Source organism: Actinomadura viridis, from assembly GCF_015751755.1.
Classification (GTDB): domain Bacteria; phylum Actinomycetota; class Actinomycetes; order Streptosporangiales; family Streptosporangiaceae; genus Spirillospora; species Spirillospora viridis.
This window is the reverse complement of sequence record NZ_JADOUA010000001.1, coordinates 4,873,707-4,888,918: the sequence shown is the minus strand read 5'-3', so window position 1 is coordinate 4,888,918 and position 15,212 is coordinate 4,873,707. Positions and strand designations below refer to the sequence as shown.

Annotated in this window: 11 protein-coding genes; 8 read left to right on the top strand and 3 right to left on the bottom strand. The window is 73.9% G+C overall.

From position 1 onward, the window contains the following. Window positions 1-21: 21 nt before the first annotated feature. Window positions 22-654 (top strand): TetR/AcrR family transcriptional regulator, encoded by a 633-nt coding sequence (locus tag IW256_RS22560; protein WP_197012874.1) that lies wholly within the window; start codon window positions 22-24, stop codon window positions 652-654. A 47-nt stretch (window positions 655-701) separates the two neighbouring features. Continuing rightward, entirely contained in the window at window positions 702-1,739 is a 1,038-nt protein-coding gene (locus tag IW256_RS22555) for an amidohydrolase family protein (protein WP_197012873.1), read from the top strand. 59 nt (window positions 1,740-1,798) lie between these two features. Here the strand turns inward: IW256_RS22555 and IW256_RS22550 are convergent, their stop codons facing one another. Beyond that, entirely contained in the window at window positions 1,799-3,199 is a 1,401-nt protein-coding gene (locus tag IW256_RS22550; protein WP_197012872.1) for an MFS transporter, read from the bottom strand. Between the two features lie 89 nt (window positions 3,200-3,288). Between IW256_RS22550 and IW256_RS22545 the strand changes: the two genes are divergently transcribed. Beyond that, window positions 3,289-3,894: a TetR/AcrR family transcriptional regulator gene (locus IW256_RS22545; RefSeq protein WP_197012871.1), complete on the top strand. Its 606-nt coding sequence runs from the start codon at window positions 3,289-3,291 to the stop codon at window positions 3,892-3,894. A gap of 50 nt (window positions 3,895-3,944) precedes the next feature. On the opposite strand, the gene IW256_RS22540 is transcribed toward IW256_RS22545, so the two are convergent. Further along, window positions 3,945-5,420 (bottom strand): MFS transporter, encoded by a 1,476-nt coding sequence (locus tag IW256_RS22540; RefSeq protein WP_197012870.1) that lies wholly within the window; start codon window positions 5,418-5,420, stop codon window positions 3,945-3,947. 213 nt (window positions 5,421-5,633) lie between these two features. Between IW256_RS22540 and IW256_RS22535 the strand changes: the two genes are divergently transcribed. Together IW256_RS22535 and IW256_RS22530 are read left to right on the top strand one after the other, a co-directional pair. Then, a complete protein-coding gene (locus tag IW256_RS22535; protein ID WP_197012869.1) occupies window positions 5,634-7,949 on the top strand; it encodes a heavy metal translocating P-type ATPase in 2,316 nt (771 codons plus the stop codon). Window positions 7,950-8,069: 120 nt separating this feature from the next. Continuing rightward, entirely contained in the window at window positions 8,070-8,996 is a 927-nt protein-coding gene (locus IW256_RS22530; RefSeq protein WP_231403887.1) for an oxygenase MpaB family protein, read from the top strand. 9 nt (window positions 8,997-9,005) lie between these two features. On the opposite strand, the gene IW256_RS22525 is transcribed toward IW256_RS22530, so the two are convergent. After that, entirely contained in the window at window positions 9,006-9,950 is a 945-nt protein-coding gene (locus IW256_RS22525; RefSeq protein WP_197012868.1) for an acyl-CoA desaturase, read from the bottom strand. Between the two features lie 245 nt (window positions 9,951-10,195). On the opposite strand from IW256_RS22525, the gene IW256_RS22520 reads away from it, so the two are divergent. The 3 genes from IW256_RS22520 to IW256_RS22510 are packed head-to-tail and all read left to right on the top strand — an operon-like array spanning window position 10,196 to window position 15,206. Continuing rightward, entirely contained in the window at window positions 10,196-11,497 is a 1,302-nt protein-coding gene (locus IW256_RS22520) for a cytochrome P450 (RefSeq protein WP_307829002.1), read from the top strand. Continuing rightward, window positions 11,494-13,086, top strand: a complete 1,593-nt coding sequence (locus tag IW256_RS22515) for a peroxidase family protein (RefSeq protein ID WP_307829001.1) — start codon at window positions 11,494-11,496, stop codon at window positions 13,084-13,086. Before IW256_RS22520 ends, IW256_RS22515 begins: the two co-directional genes overlap by 4 nt. Continuing rightward, the gene (locus tag IW256_RS22510; protein ID WP_197012866.1) at window positions 13,083-15,206 is read left to right on the top strand and encodes a hypothetical protein; all 2,124 of its coding nucleotides are present in this window, start codon (window positions 13,083-13,085) and stop codon (window positions 15,204-15,206) included. The genes IW256_RS22515 and IW256_RS22510 overlap by 4 nt, the downstream gene beginning before the upstream one ends. The last annotated feature ends 6 nt before the right edge of the window (window positions 15,207-15,212 follow it).

Genomic DNA, 15,212 nt, shown 5'->3' with positions numbered 1-15,212 from the left:
CACGAGCAGGAGGGCGCACCGATGACCAGGGCGACGGAACGCAGGCAGCGCGCGAACGGCGTCGAGTCCCGCCGCCGGATCCTCGCCGCGGCCGTCGAGGTCGCCGGTGAGCGCGGCTACGACGGCACCAGCATCGCGGCGGTCAGCGCCAAGTGCGGGCTGCCGCCCAGCTCGATCTACTGGCATTTCAAGGACAAGGACGACCTCATCGCGTCGGTCATCGAGGACAGCTTCGAGTCCTGGCTGGCGGCGGTGGAACTGCCCGGCGAGGAGGCCGGCACCCCGCTCGAGCGGGTCACCGCGATGGCCGCCGGAGTGGCCAGGTCGCTGGTCGAGGCGCCGGACTTCCTGCGGCTGGGCCTCATGCTCGCGCTGGAGCGGCGCCCGCGGGAGCCGCGGGGGCGGACGGTGTTCCTGCAGGTCCGCGAGATCGCCGGCGGCAGGATCGCCGAAGTCGTCAGGACCCTGGTGCCCGGCCTCGACGAGCGGGCCGTGCGCATGCTCACCAGCTACGCCGTCGCCGGCGCCGACGGGCTGTTCGTGGAGCACGAGATCCGCGGCGGGAACGCCGACCTCGTCGAGATGTTCCGGCTGCACGCGCGGGCGGTCCACGACATGGCCGTCCGCATGGCCGCGGAGAGCGCCGGGCGATGACGCCGGCGGCCCGCTCCGCACCCGCCCGACATTGAGGGGACCGCCCGATGACCACCGCAGACCGCGTCGACGTCCACACGCACGTCCTGCCGCCCTTCTACCGCGACGCGCTCGCCGCCGCCGGGATCGGCCAGGCGGGAGGCCGGGCCCTGCCCGGCTGGAGCGCCGCCGCCGCCATCGAGGCGATGAACCTGCTGGAGACGTCCACCGCCATCGTCTCCGTCTCCACGCCCGGCACGGGCTTCGCCGCCGATCCCGCCGAGGCGGCCTCCCTGGCACGCCGCCTCAACGACTTCTCGGCCGAGCTCGGCGCCGACCACCCCGGGCGCTTCGGGTTCTTCGCCACCCTGCCCATGCCCCACACCCGCGGCTCGGTGGCCGAGGCGAAGCGGGCACTGGACGAACTGGGCGCCGACGGAGTCGTCCTGCTGGCCAACGCCTCCGGCGCCTACCTCGGCGGCGAAGGCCATGACGAACTGTGGAGATGCCTCGACGAGCGCGGCGCGGTGGTCTTCGTCCACCCCGCCGAACTGCCCGCCCCCGCGGTCGAGGGCATCCCCCCGTTCGCCGCCGACTTCCTCCTGGACACCACGCGGGCCGCCTACCTGCTGGTGCGCAACGGTCTCGTGCGGCGTCACCCGCGGATCCGGTTCATCCTCGGCCACGCCGGTGGCTTCGTCCCCTATTCCTCCCATCGCATGGCTCTCACCATCGCGGGCGAGACCGGACGCAGTCCCCTGGACGTGCTGGAGGACTTCCGCGGCTTCTACTTCGACACCGCCCTGTCCTCAAGCCCCGCCGCGCTCCCCACGCTGCTGGCCTTCGCCCGCCCCGGCCATGTGCTCTTCGGCAGCGACTGGCCCTTCGCCCCGAAGGCCGCCGGGCAGTACTTCGCCGGCGGTCTCGACAGCACCCTGGATCCCGCGGCGCTCGCCGCGGTCAACCGCGCCAATGCCGCCGCCCTGTTCCCCCGGCTCGCCTCCGCGCCGGCCGTACGAGCCCCCGAGCCGGTCTCCTCCCGCCTCCGCCACGCGGCGCGGCGGAAGGCCGCCCGGCTCGTGTTCAAGCTCGTCCAGCCTCACTGATCGGTGCAGCGGCACCGTCGTCTCCGCCAGGTCCGCCGCTCCCATCAGGGAGTACCCGTTCAGCCGGCGCCGGCGCGGGCGCGGCCAGGGGTCAGGACCGCGGCCACGGCCGCCGCGACGGCCGCGGAGACGGCCGCGAGGACGAAGCCGTTCGAGAATCCGGAGAGGGTGTCGCCGACGAGGCTGGCCGCGGCCACGCTGGAGACGACGGCGGCCCCGATGGAGGCGCCGAACTCGTGGAACGTGCTCACGATGCCGGACGCGACGCCGGACTCGTGCGGGGCCACCTGGCCGAGGGCGGTCGCCGACGCGACGACGAACAGCGCGCCGGTCCCGGCGCCCGCGATCGCCATGCCGGTCACGACGGTCGCGGGGTGCAGCGACAGGGCGGGCAGGGCCATGCCGGCCGCGGCGGCGATGAGCCCGGCCACCGCGAGCCACCGGGCCCCCGCCCTGGCGATGGCCCGGCCGGTGGCGTCGGCCCCGGCCATCGTCGCCACCGCGACCGGGAGGAACAGCAGCCCGGTCTGGAGGGCGCCGAGATCCCGCGCGTGCTGGAAGTAGAACGTGCCGAGGAAGAACACCGCGATCATCAGGGCCGTCGCCATCAGGATGAGGAACGTCCCGGTCGCCACCGGGCGGCGGACCAGCAGCGCGACGTCCATCATGGGCGACCTGGCGGTCTTCTGCCTCGCCGTGAACGCCGCGTACCCGATCACGGCCGTCAGCACGAGCCACCCGGTCGCGGCGGTGAGCCACCCGTGGTCCCCGGCGCGGATGAGGGCGTAGATCAACGCGGCGGACGAGGCGGTGACCAGGAACGCGCCGAGCGCGTCGAGCCCGGGACGGGGCGTGGCCACGCTCTGGCGCGGCAGCATCCGGGCGAGAGCGGCGATGATGACCAGCCCGATGGGCACGTTGACGTAGAAGACCCATGGCCAGCCCGGACCGGCGGTCAGCAGCCCGCCCAGGAGCACGCCGAGGGCCGCGCCGCCGCCGCCGAGCGCGGACCAGACGCCGAGTGCCTTGTTCCGTTCGGCACCGTCGAACAGGCCCACGACGAGCGACAGCGCGGACGGTGACAGCAGCGCCGCACCGAGCCCCTGCGCGATCCGGCCGCCCAGCAGCACGGCGGCCGAGCCGGCGAAGCCGGTCACGAGCGACGCCAGCGTGAAGACGAGCAGGCCGGCGAGGACCACCCGCCTGGCGCCGATCAGGTCGGCGGCCCGCCCGCCCAGCAGCATGAGGCCGCCGAACGTCAGGGTGTAGGCGCTGACCGTCCATGTCACGGCCTGGCGGCTCAGGCCCAGGTCGGTCTCGATGTGCGGCAGGGCGATGGCCACGACGGTGACGTCGAGGATCAGCATGAGCTGGGCCACGCCCAGGAAGCCCAGGATGCGCCACCGCGCCGGATGGGGCCCGTCCTTCCGCGCCGCGGTGTCGTCGATCTCTTGTGTCATCAGGCTCTCCCGACCTAACTCGTACATCCGAATACGACTTATGGCGGTGAGATTAACATGTACTTCCGCGTACGAGTTAGGGTTGGGGCATGCCTACCTCCGCTGCCGGCCCGCGCCGGCGCGCCGACGCCGAACGCAGCATCGCCCGCATCGTCGCCGCGGCGCGCGAGACCCTGAGCGGCGATCCGTCCGCGAGCGTCGACGACGTCGCCAAGGCCGCCGGAGTGGGCCGGATGACGCTCTACGGCCACTTCCGGACCCGGGCGGAGCTGGTCGAGGCCGCCCTCACCGACGCGCTGCGGGCCGGTGAGGAGGCGCTGTCGGCCGTCGATCTCACCGGGGGCGCGCGGGACGCCCTGGCCCGGTTGCTCGACTCCAGCTGGTCGCTGGTCGCCGAGTCCGCGGCGCTGCTGACGGCGGCCCAGGGGACCCTCCCCGCCGGACGCGTCCGCAAGCTGCACGCCGCCCCCGCCAAACGCGTCGAAGACCTCATCCGCCGTGGCCAGGACGAGGGTGTGTTCCGTACCGACCTGCCGCTCACCTGGCTGGTCAACGTCGTGCACTACGTCCTGCAAGGCGCCGCGGAGGAGAACCGCGCCAAGCGCCTGAAGAGGGAGGACACCGCCCGCGTCGTCACCGCGACCGTGCAGTCGATCCTGGCCGCGCCCTCGGAGGGACCGAACGGAACGAGGTGACGCGGGACGGCGCGGCGGGGGCCGCCGGACGCGGCCCCCGCACCGTCCGTTCAGCGGCTCCCGGCCCCCTCGCGTCCGGCCGAGGACGCCGGCCGGGACCCGGGACGGGATTCGGGACGGGGCTCGGGACGGGGTGACCGCAGGGTCACGGCGGCCAGGACCGCGCCGGCCAGGGCGATCAGGCCGGCGCCGGCGAAGGCGGCGGAGAAGCCGCCGGTGAGGGCGGCCGGGTCTCCCAGCTCGCGGGCACCGCGGGAGGCGGCGACGGCGGTCATCGCGGCGAGACCGAGCGCCGAGCCGACCTGGTAGCCGGTGTTGACGATTCCGGAGGCCAGGCCGCCCTCCTCGGGCCGGGCCGAGGAGATCGCGGTGCCCAGCGAGGGGATGAAGGCCAGTGACATGCCCAGCGCCGCGACCAGGGAGGCGGGCAGGACGTCCACCCAGAAGGTGCCGTCCGGACGGATCAGCGACAGCCAGCCCATGCCCGCCGCCAGGACCGCCAGCCCGGCCACGGTGACCGCCTTGGGGCCGAAGCGGCCGATGGCGCGCGGCGCCAGGACGATCATCCCGATCATGATGAGCGCGGTCATCGGCAGCAGCGCGGCGCCCGAGGGGAAGGCGTTGTAGCCCAGCACCTGCTGCAGGTAGAGGTTCAGGAAGAACCACATCGGGATCCACGCCGCTCCCAGCAGGACCTGGGCCAGGTTGGCCGCGCCCAGCCCCGGCGTACGGAAGATCGACAGCGGCATCAGCGGCCGGCGGCGGGTCGCCTGGAGCGCCAGGAAGACGCCCAGGAGCACCAGGCCCGCCACCAGGACGCCCCAGGTCGCGGCCGAGGCCCAGCCCACCTCGGGGGCGCGCACCACGGCGTACACCAGAGCGCCCAGGCCGAGGGTGACGGTCAGCGCGCCGATCACGTCGATGGAACCGCGTGCGCCACCGCCGCCGGCGGGCATCAGCCGCGGGGCGGCCACCAGCGCGAGGACGGCGATCGGGATGTTGATGTAGAACACCCACGGCCAGGACGCGTACTCGGTGACGACCCCGCCCAGGAAGACCCCGGCGGTGCCTCCGGCGGGGGCGGCCGCGCCGTACAGGGCCAGGGCCTTGGTCAGCTCGCGCGGGTCGGACCCGAACAGCGTCATCAGCAGGGTGAGGGCGGCGGGCGCGATGAGGGCGGCGCCGGCGCCCTGCAGCGCCCGTCCGGCCAGCTCGACCGCCACCGTCCCGGCGGCTCCGGCCACGGCCGAACCGGCGAGCAGGACGATCCACCCGGTACCGAACAGCCTGCGGGCGCCGAACAGGTCCGACAGCCGCCCGCCGAGGAGCAGGAGGCCGCCGAAGGCGACGACGTAGGCGTTGAAGACCCACGAGAGGTTCTCCTGGGAGAACCCCAGGTCCTCCCGCATCCGGGGCAGCGCCACCCCGATGATCGAGGTGTCCATGATCACCATGAACTGCGCCAGCGCGATCAGGGCCAGGGCCCACCACCGGCGCGCGGCCGGGGGTGACGATGAGGCGGACATGATCTCTCCTTTTTACCCTTAGGGGGTGGGGGTATGGTGGGGACGGAACGCTTCGGGAAGGTCGTGCTCGTGCCCCCACAACCTACATACCCCCAAGGGGTATTTCGCGCAGGCGGCTCTGTTATGTGTTCGTGACCTCGATGGTCGCGTTCCCCCCGGGTAGGACCGTACGAAAGGCTTCGGATCATGAGCGGCGGATGGAGAGACCCGGACATGAGCACTGGTGACGACCCCGGGCGGCGGGAGGCGGGCGCCTCCGTCGTGCTGGACGTCGGCGGGATGCTCCGGGCCTCCGAGCAGAACGTGGTGAGTTCCAGGCTGGGGCGGCGCCCCGGCGTCATCGCGATCGAGGTGAACCCGGTCGCGCAGACGGCGACGGTGACCTACGACCCCGCGCGCACCTCGGTGGCGGAGCTGCGCCGCTGGGTGATCGAGTGCGGCTACCACTGCGCGGGGCAGTCGGTGCCGTCCCACATCTGCGACCCCATGGAGGAGCCCGGCCCGCCGGGGCGCCCCCCGCACGAGGTGATGGGGCACGGCGGGCACGAGGGCATGTCGATGGCGGCGATGGTGGCCGACATGCGCAACCGGTTCCTGGTGGCGCTGGCCTTCTCGATCCCGATCCTGATCTGGTCGCCCATCGGCACCGAGGTGCTGCACGTGAACGCGCCCGTCCCGTTCGGGCTGCGCCAGGACGTGTGGGCCCTGCTGCTCAGCCTGCCGGTGATCTTCTACTCGTCCTGGATCTTCTTCGACGGGGCGGTGCGGGCCCTGCGGAACCGGACGCTGGACATGATGGTCCTGGTCGCCGTGGCGGTCGGCTCCGGCTGGCTGTACTCCCTGATCGTCACGCTGACCGGAGGCGGCGAGGTCTTCTACGAGGCCGCCACCGTGCTGGCGGCGTTCGTCCTGCTCGGGCACTGGTTCGAGATGAGGGCCCGCGGCGGCGCCAACGACGCCGTCCGCGCCCTGCTCGACCTCGCGCCGCCCAAGGCGATCGTGCTGCGCGACGGTGCGCCGGTGGAGATCCCCTCCGCCGAGGTGGCCGTCGGTGACCTGCTGCTGGTACGCCCCGGCGCCAAGATCGCCGTTGACGGGACGGTCGAGGAGGGCGAGAGCGAGGTCGACGAGTCGATGGTCACCGGCGAGAGCCTGCCGGTGCACAAGGCCCCCGGCTCCGCGGCGGTCGGGGCGACCATCAACAAGGACGGCACCCTGCGCGTCCGGGCCACCAAGGTCGGCGCCGACACCGCGCTCGCCCAGATCGTCAAGCTCGTCCAGGAGGCCCAGAACTCCAAGGCGCCCGGCCAGCGCCTGGCCGACCGGGCCGCGTTCTGGCTGGTGTTCGTCGCCCTGGTCGGCGGCGCGCTGACCCTGGCGGCCTGGCTGCTGGTCGGCGGCCGGCCGTTCTCGGCCGCGATCCTGTTCGCCATCACCGTGGTCGTGATCACCTGCCCCGACGCCCTCGGCCTGGCCACCCCCACCGCGATCATGGTCGGGACGGGGCTCGGCGCCAGGCGCGGCGTGCTGTTCAAGAACGCGATCGCCCTGGAGACCTCCGCGCACGTCCAGACCGTCGTGATGGACAAGACCGGCACCCTCACCAAGGGGGAGCCCGAGGTCACCGACGTGATCGCCGACGGCGTCGACGAGGGCGAGATGCTGCGCCTGGTGGCCGCGGTGGAACGCGAGTCCGAGCATCCCCTCGCGCAGGCCATCGTCCGCCACGCCGACTCGCGGGGGGTGGGCACGGTCCGTGCCGGGCGCTTCGAGAACGTGCCCGGGCACGGCGCCGTCGCCCAGGTGGACGGGCGGCGCGTCCTGGTGGGCAACCGGCGCCTGATGGAACGTGAGGGGATCGATCTCGGCCCGCTCGCCGCCCGCCGCGACGAGCTGGCCGCCACCGGGCGGACGGCCGTGATCGTCGCGGTCGACGGACGGGCCGCCGGCCTGGTCGCCATGGCCGACGCCCCCCGCGAGACCTCGGCGGCGGCCGTCGCCGCGCTGCACGATCTCGGTGTCGAGGTCGTCATGCTGACCGGTGACAACCGGGCCACCGCCGAGCGGATCGCCGAGCGGCTGGGCATCGACACCGTGATCGCCGAGGTCCTGCCGGGCGACAAGGCCGCCAAGGTCGCCGAGCTCCAGCGGACGGGCCGCAAGGTCGCCATGGTCGGCGACGGCGTCAACGACGCCCCCGCCCTGGCCCGCGCCGACCTGGGCGTGGCCATCGGCGCCGGGACCGACGTGGCCATCGAGACCGCCGACCTGGTGCTCATGCGCTCGGACCCCCTCGACGTGCCCGTGGCCCTGCGCATCGGCCGCGGAACCTTCCGGAAGATGCGCCAGAACCTCGGCTGGGCCATCGGCTACAACGCCATCGCCCTGCCCATCGCCGCGGGCGTCTTCGAGCCGTCCTTCGGCCTCGTCCTGCGTCCCGAGATCGCGGCGCTGACCATGTCGGGGTCCAGCCTCATCGTCGCGGTGAACGCCCTCGCCCTCAAGCGCCTGCGTCTACCGGCCTCCTGAGGCGGTACGGGAGCGGCGGGAAACGGGATATTCGCGTATCGCCTCGAAACAGGGGCTTGTAAGTAACCACTTATTCGCCTTACCGTGGAGCCGCATGATCCGTGTGAGGAGGCCACGTTCATGGCGAGCGAGCAGACGACGATGACCGAGGACACGGGCACCGAGCCCGCCGGGACGGCTCGCGGCCCCGAGCCCGTCCCCTTCGGCCCGGGGTCGATCCTGTGGGAGGAGATCGGCCTGTACTCCTCGGCGATCGCGGGGAACAGCGCGTTCATCCTGCAGACGATGCATCCGGCCATCGGCACCGTGGTCGATCGGCTGTCGAGTTTCCGCACCGACCCGCTCGGGCGCGCGGCCCGCAGCTTCGCCTCGGTGCAGACCTGGGTGTACGGCGGCCCGGCCGCGATCGAGGAGGGGCGGCGCCTGCGCGAGATGCACAAACCGCTCAGCGCGGTCGATGAGGACGGCACGCGGCACCACGCGCTGTCGGCCGAACCCTGGGCCTGGGTCCACCTCACCGGCTTCTACGCCGCCGTCACCGCCGCCCGCTACTTCGCGCCCGCGCCGATGACCCCCGCCGAGGAACGGCAGGTCTACGAGGAGTTCCTCAACCTCGGCCGGATCCTGCGGGTCCCCGAGCGGATGTTCCCCGAGACCGTCGCCGACTTCTGGGTCTACTTCGCGGACATGGTCGCCGGCACCCTCGTGCCCCACAAGGTCGCCCGCGAGGTCCTCGACCGGATGGACCGGCTCCCGCCCGGCGTCCCGGTGCCGGCGCGTCCGCTGGTGGCACCTCTCAGCATGACCGGCGGGCGCCTGGCGCGGTTCATCGCCGTCGGCACGCTGCCGCCCGGAGCGCGGGAGAAGCTCGGCCTGTCCTGGAGCGAGGCGGACGAGCGCCGCCTCCGCGCCGTCGGGGCGGTCATCGGGCGCGGTACGCGCCGGCTGCCCGAACGCCTCCGATACATGCCGATCGCCTACCACGCCCGGCAGGCCGCCCGTGCCCAGGAGCGGCTCGAGCGGGCCCTGGCGGAACGGCCGCTGTAGGCGAGCCCGCTAGTCGTCGGGCCGCAGGCGGCGTGCGGCCATCCGACGGGGGTCGGGCCAGCGCACCTCGGACGCCCAGCCGGCGCGTTCGAACAACCGGATCAGCCGCGCGCTCGGGTCGAGCTGCCCCTTGCGGACGCCGTGGCGGGCGCAGGTGGGATCGGCGTGGTGCCAGTTGTGCCAGCCCTCGCCGAACGTCAGCAACGCCACCCACCACACGTCGGAGGAGCGGTCGCGGGTGCCGAACCCGCGCTCGCCGAACGTGTGCGCGACGGAGTTGACCGACCAGGTCACGTGGTGCACGACGGCGTAGCGGACCAGCCCGCCCCAGAACAGCGCCGTCCACGCACCGGCCCACGACCCCGCCCACAACCCGCCCGCGGCGGCGGGGAGCAGGAACGACGCCGCCACGGTGACCGGGTACAGCGCGTCCAGCCGCCGGATGTCCGGGTCCGCCAGCAGGTCGGGGACCCAGTGCCGGCGGTCCGAACGGCGGCGGGCGGTGTAGAACCAGCCCACGTGGGCGTGCAGCAGCCCGCGCAGCAAGGCCCGCCCGTCCTCGCCGTACGCCCACGGGGAGTGCGGGTCGCCGGGCCGGTCGGCGTACTTGTGGTGCCTGCGATGCTCGGCCGCCCACAGGGAGGCGGGCCCCTGCAGGGCCAGGCCGCCGGCGAAGGCCAGCGCGATCCGCAGCGGGCGGCGGCACCTGAACGAGCGATGCGTCAGCAGCCGGTGGTAGCCGACGCTGATGCCGAAGATGCTGACCGCGTACATCACGGCCGCGATCACCAGGTCGCGCGGGCCGATGCCCCGTCCCCACAGAGCGGCCACCGCCCCGGCCAGCGCCACCTGGGGCAGCAGCACCAGCACGATCAGGTAGGCGCCGCGGCGGCCGGCCGACACGGCGACGGTGCCGGCCACCGGGGGCGGGGGCCGGCGGGCGGGTGCGGACATGCCGTCTCCTTCGGGTCCGGGCGACGGACGCTGCCTGATTGAACGGCATGCGCCGGGACGGCCGCCAGTGACCCTGAAGCCAGGGAAATATCTCTCTTTGTAGTCAACTCCATACTTTCTGCGTCGAACGCTTGTGACCCCGATGACCCCTGGCTAATTTCCAGATACGTCGCGTCACGAGCCGGTCCGCCCGGAGGTGACGCATGCCCTCCTCCGAGCGGATTCGAGACGATTGGAGATGCCGCGTGGGCGATGCGCCGCAGCACCTCACCGCGGACGGTTACCTGGGCCGGTACGAATCGGCCGCCGCACGGGACCCGGCGAACGGGCCGGCGCTGCTGGCCGGGTGGCTGCGCAGCGAATGGCGTCCCCTGTTCGCCGAGCTGCGGAGCCGCCGGCCGATCCTGCGCACCCCCGCCTTCACGCTGGTGACCCGCTTCCCGGACGTCACCGAAGTGCTCCGGAACGGCGACGTCTTCACGGTGGACGGGTACGCCTCGCGGCTCGACCCGGCCCTCGGCGGACCGGTCATGCTCACGCGGGACGGCACCCCGATGAACTGGCGCGAGAAGGGGCTCATGCAGGTCATGCTGCCCCCCGAGGACGTGCCCCGGGTCCGGGAGCTGGTCGCGCGCACCGCCGACCGGGCGCTGGACGCGGCGGTCCCGCGCGGGCGGATCGACGCGGTCGGCGAGCTGTTCCGGCCCGTCTGCACCGCGGTGTGCGCGGAGTACTTCGGCCTCCCCGTCCCGGACCCGGCGGCGCCGGCGCGCTGGTCCAGGGCGATCATGACCGATGTCACCGCCAACCTCGCCGGCGACCCGGAGGTCCACGCCGCGTCGCTGGCGGCCGGCCGGGAGATGATGGACCACCTGCGACGAGCGCTGGAAGGACGCCGGGCGGGCGGCGCCGCGGACGCTGGGGACGTCTTCGCCCGCATGCTGGGCACCGTCCTTCCGGGCACCCCGGCCTGGGACGACGAGCGAATCCTGATCAACGTCGCGGGGATGCTGCTGGGCTTCCTGGAGAACGCGGTCGGCTCGATGACCCACCTGGTCCGGCAGCTGCTGCTCCGTCCCGAGGCCCACCGGGCCGCCGCCCTCGCCGCGGGCGGGCCGGACACCGCCGCGTTCGAGGGCCATTTCTGGGAGGCGCTGCGGTTCGACCCGTTCCTGAAGATCATCACGCGGGTCTGCGTCCGCGACCACGTCCTGGCGGCGGGCACCCCGCGCGAGACCACCGTGCCCGCCGGCACCCTCGTCCTGGCCGCGGTGGCCTCGGCCATGTTCGACGAGACCGCGGTGCCCGAGCCCGGCCTGTTCCGGCCCGACCGGCCGCCCCACACGCGCCTGCACTTCGGCCACGGCCCGCACGCCTGCGTGGGCGTCCACCCCGGCGCGGCGGTGATCACCGAGACGGTGCGCCGCCTGCTGCCACGCCCGGGCCTGCGGCTGCTCGACCCGCCGGACGGGGTGGTGGCCCGCGACCGGGACGTCTTCCCCGACCGGTTCTGGCTGGGGCTCGGCGACGAGAGCGGGGCGCGGTGAGCGCGCGCGGCGAACGGATCAGCGCGCGCGGCATCGCCACCGACGGGGCGGCCAACCGGCTGCGGTACCTGGCCCTCACCCACGGCCGGCCGCTGTGGCGGCTGGCCGAGGCCGGCCGGGGAGTGCGGCTGCGCCTCAACGCCGCGCTGATCGACAGCGCGATCCGGGAGATGCCCGGGCGGCCGGAGCCGCTGAGCACCCGGTCCGGCTACACCTCGTGGACGTCCCTGACCGACCGGACCTACATGGCCCGGCACCTGCCGCCGGTGCCCGGCCGCGACGAGGGACGGCCCCCGCCGGACCGGGCGGCCGGCCTGTTCGCCCGGGGGGAGGAGATGATCCCCTGCCCCCGGTCGACGGTGCTGTTCGCCTACTTCGCCCAGTGGTTCACCGACGGGTTCCTGCGCGGCGACACCGAGGTCCCCCGGGACCCGCGCCGCACCAGCTCCAACCACGAGATCGACGTCAACCCGGTGTACGGGCTCACCGAGGAGCAGGCCGGCGCGATCCGCGCGTTCGACGGCGGGCTGCTGAAGAGCCAGATCATCAACGGCGGGGAGTTCCCGCCCCACCTGTGCGAGAACGGCAAGATCAAATCGGAGTTCTCGGCGCTGCGGGTGGCCCTGTTCGACCTGATCGACGAGCCGCGGCGCGACACCCTGTTCGCCACCGGCGGCGACCGGGGCAACGCGCAGATCGGCTTCACCATGTTCACCGTGCTGTTCCTGCGCGAGCACAACCGGGTGGCGCGGGTGCTGGCGGACGCGTACCCGAGATGGGACGACGAGCGGCTGTTCCAGACGGCCCGCAACATCGTGATCGCCCTCGTCGTCAAGCTGGTGGTCGAGGAGTACATCAACCACATCACCCCGTACCACTTCCGCTTCCTGCTCGACCCGGCGCTGAGCAAGCGGCTGGCCCGCGCGCCCTGGCACCGGCAGAACTGGGCGTCCATCGAGTTCAACCTGGTCTACCGCTGGCACAGCCTGGTCCCGTCCGAGCTGGTCGCCGGCGGCCGGGAACTGCCGCTGGCCGACACCCTGTTCGGCAGCGCGCTGCTGCCCGAGGCGGGGCTGGGACGGCTGTTCGAGGAGGCCTCCGAGCAGCGGGCCGGGCGCATCGGGCTGTTCAACACCGACCCCGTCCTGCGGGACGTGGACGTGGCGAGCATCGCCGGCTCCCGGGCGGTGGACCTGGCCCCCTACAACGACTACCGCGCGCACTGCCGCTTCCCCCGCGTCCGCCGCTTCGAGCAGATCTCCGGTGACCCCCGCGTCCACGAGGCCCTGCGCGACATGTACCGCGACGTGGACGACGTCGACCTGTACGTGGGCCTGTTCGCCGAGGAGCCCGGGTCGGCCAGGGCCATCCTCCCGCCCCTCCTCACCAAGATCATCGCGATCGACGCGTTCTCGCAGGCCCTGACCAATCCGCTGCTGGCGCCCCGGGTGTGCAACGCCGAGACGTTCTCCCCGGAGGGGATGCGGATCATCGGCGGCACCCGGACGATCTCGGACGTGCTGCACCGCAACGTCCCGGAGGACCCCCGGCCGCGATTCGTCGGCATGACCTGGCGCGGTGCCCGGTGACCGGCGGGGACGGCACCGGGCCCGGCGCCCGGGAGCTGCGCGAGGCCGCCCGGGAGCTGGCCGAGATCGCCACCACGCTGCGCGAGGTCTCCCGGCACGCCACCGCCGCCGCCACGGACGGCGCCGTGAACGGCTCGCTGCGCCGGGCGCCCGCCGCCGGGGCGCGGGCACAGCGGGCGCTGCTGCGCGCGGTCACGGGCCGCCAAGGGCTGGGCCACGCCCTGGCGGGCGGACCGGCCGGCGCCCTCGGCGCCAAGCTCGGCGGCATGGCCGGGGCGCGGAGCCTGGCCGTCCGGGTGATGACCACGTCCCTGCGGCTGCGCATCGCCGCCGTCTGCCTGGACAACCCCGAGCTGACCACCGACCCCCTCCTGGCCCGGTTGCGGGAGGCGGTCGCGGCCGAGCGCGAGATGGACGCGGTCCGCGCCCTGTACGCCCTGATCAAGGACCGCGGCACGGCCCGCGCCCTCACCGCCATCGCCCCGATCTTCGGAGAGTTCCTGGCGCTGCGAGCCCTGCTGGACCGCAACCCGCTCAACGACCGCACCGCCTGGCTCATCGCCTGCGGCGAGGCCGCCGCCAGCGCCGATCCCGTCACCGGCCTGAGCAACCGGGCGATCGCGGTCCTGGACGTGGGGGAGGGCGCCGCCCGCCGTACCGCCCCCGCCCCCGGCGAGGCCGCGCGGATCGGGACGCGCGGATCGCTGCTGGACTTCCTCACCAACCTCTGCGTGGTCGGCCCCACCGGGCGGGCCCTCGTGCAGACCGTCACCGGCCCGGACGGCGTCCGGCGGCACGTCGTGCAGGTGCCGGGCATGCGGATCGGCAACCCCGACCTGGACTCGCCCGCCGACCTGCTCGGCGCGTTCAGCAGCACCCTGCTCGACAGCGCGCCGTTCAGCCGCGCCCTGACCAGGGCCATCGAGGACTACGGCGTCCCGCCCGGCGAGGACGTCGCCCTGATCGGCCACAGTGCCGGCGGTGCCGCGATCATGAACCTGGCGCAGGACCCCGGGTTCTGCGACCGCCACATCGTCACCGACGTGGTGGCCGTCGGGTCGCCGATCGACTTCAAACGGCCCGCCTCCCCGCACATCCGGGTCGCCAGCGTCACCAACCAGCACGACCTCATCCCCAGCCTGGACGGGCAGGGCGCGGGGTCCTGCTTCGACCTGCACCCGGACTGGTACGTCGCCGACTACACCGACCCCGCCCACGTGTTCCCGGCCTGCCACAGCATGGAGCACTACACGGCCAACATCGCCGAGGACCTCCCGGAGGTCCGCGCCCGCCTGGAGGAACAGCTGGCGGCCTACCAGGGCCCGGTCGTCCGGTCGCAGCTCTACCGGCTGTACGACCGCGAGCCCGGCGCCCCGGCGGCGACCGTGGTCACCACCAGCGGCGGCACCGTCCGGCTGCCGTTCGAGTGCCCGCGCGGCTACGCGTTCACCGCCTACTTCACCGCCGACCCGGCCGCCGCGGCGAGGCTCCTGGGGGACCTCGGGCGCGCGGTGCGGGTGGGCGGCCGCGCGCTCGTCGCCCTCCACGCGTTCGAGAACCGGGGCACCCCCCTGGGCGACTACGGTGAGGCGCACCTGGGCGTCGTCGTCACCGACCCGGACGGCCCGCGCCCGTCCCGGATGTGGCGGGAGCTGCTGCCCTCCGGTGAGCATCGCGGCCTGGGCACCTGCTTCCTGCACTCGGTGCTCACCACCGACCTGGCGTGCGCGGTGGCGAGCGAGATCTGGGGGCATCCGGCCTCGGTGGGCGGGGTGCGGGTGGCGGGCGGCGCCCGTTCGGTGTCGGTGAGGGTCGCCGACACCGGCGGCACGATCCTGACGCTGGCCGGGCCGCTGGGGCGCGGGCTGCCGTTCGTGGGCCGGGACCTCGTCGTCTACTCCCGGCGGGATGGCGCCCCGCTGCGTTCGCACATCCGGGAACGCGGGCGCCGGCGGGCCCACCCGTCCCCCGGCCTGCGGCTCACCGCCGGCCCCTCCGACCATCCCCTGGCCCGGGTCCTCGGCGACCTCGGTCTCGACGGCGCACGCCCGCTGCTGTGCCTGGCGGTGCCCGCCCGCAGCAGCCTGCGGACGCCGGGGATCCCCCTGCCCGCCCGCTGACCCACG

What these genes read in the sequence shown, in the direction of transcription:
- IW256_RS22550 (WP_197012872.1), bottom strand. Translation starts at nt 3,199, where the DNA reads ATGACACAAGAGATCGACGACACCGCGGCGCGGAAGGACGGGCCCCAT.
- IW256_RS22555 (WP_197012873.1), top strand. Translation starts at nt 702, where the DNA reads ATGACCACCGCAGACCGCGTCGACGTCCACACGCACGTCCTGCCGCCC.
- IW256_RS22530 (WP_231403887.1), top strand. Translation starts at nt 8,070, where the DNA reads ATGGCGAGCGAGCAGACGACGATGACCGAGGACACGGGCACCGAGCCC.
- IW256_RS22545 (WP_197012871.1), top strand. Translation starts at nt 3,289, where the DNA reads ATGCCTACCTCCGCTGCCGGCCCGCGCCGGCGCGCCGACGCCGAACGC.
- IW256_RS22525 (WP_197012868.1), bottom strand. Translation starts at nt 9,950, where the DNA reads ATGTCCGCACCCGCCCGCCGGCCCCCGCCCCCGGTGGCCGGCACCGTC.
- IW256_RS22535 (WP_197012869.1), top strand. Translation starts at nt 5,634, where the DNA reads ATGAGCACTGGTGACGACCCCGGGCGGCGGGAGGCGGGCGCCTCCGTC.
- IW256_RS22540 (WP_197012870.1), bottom strand. Translation starts at nt 5,420, where the DNA reads ATGTCCGCCTCATCGTCACCCCCGGCCGCGCGCCGGTGGTGGGCCCTG.
- IW256_RS22560 (WP_197012874.1), top strand. Translation starts at nt 22, where the DNA reads ATGACCAGGGCGACGGAACGCAGGCAGCGCGCGAACGGCGTCGAGTCC.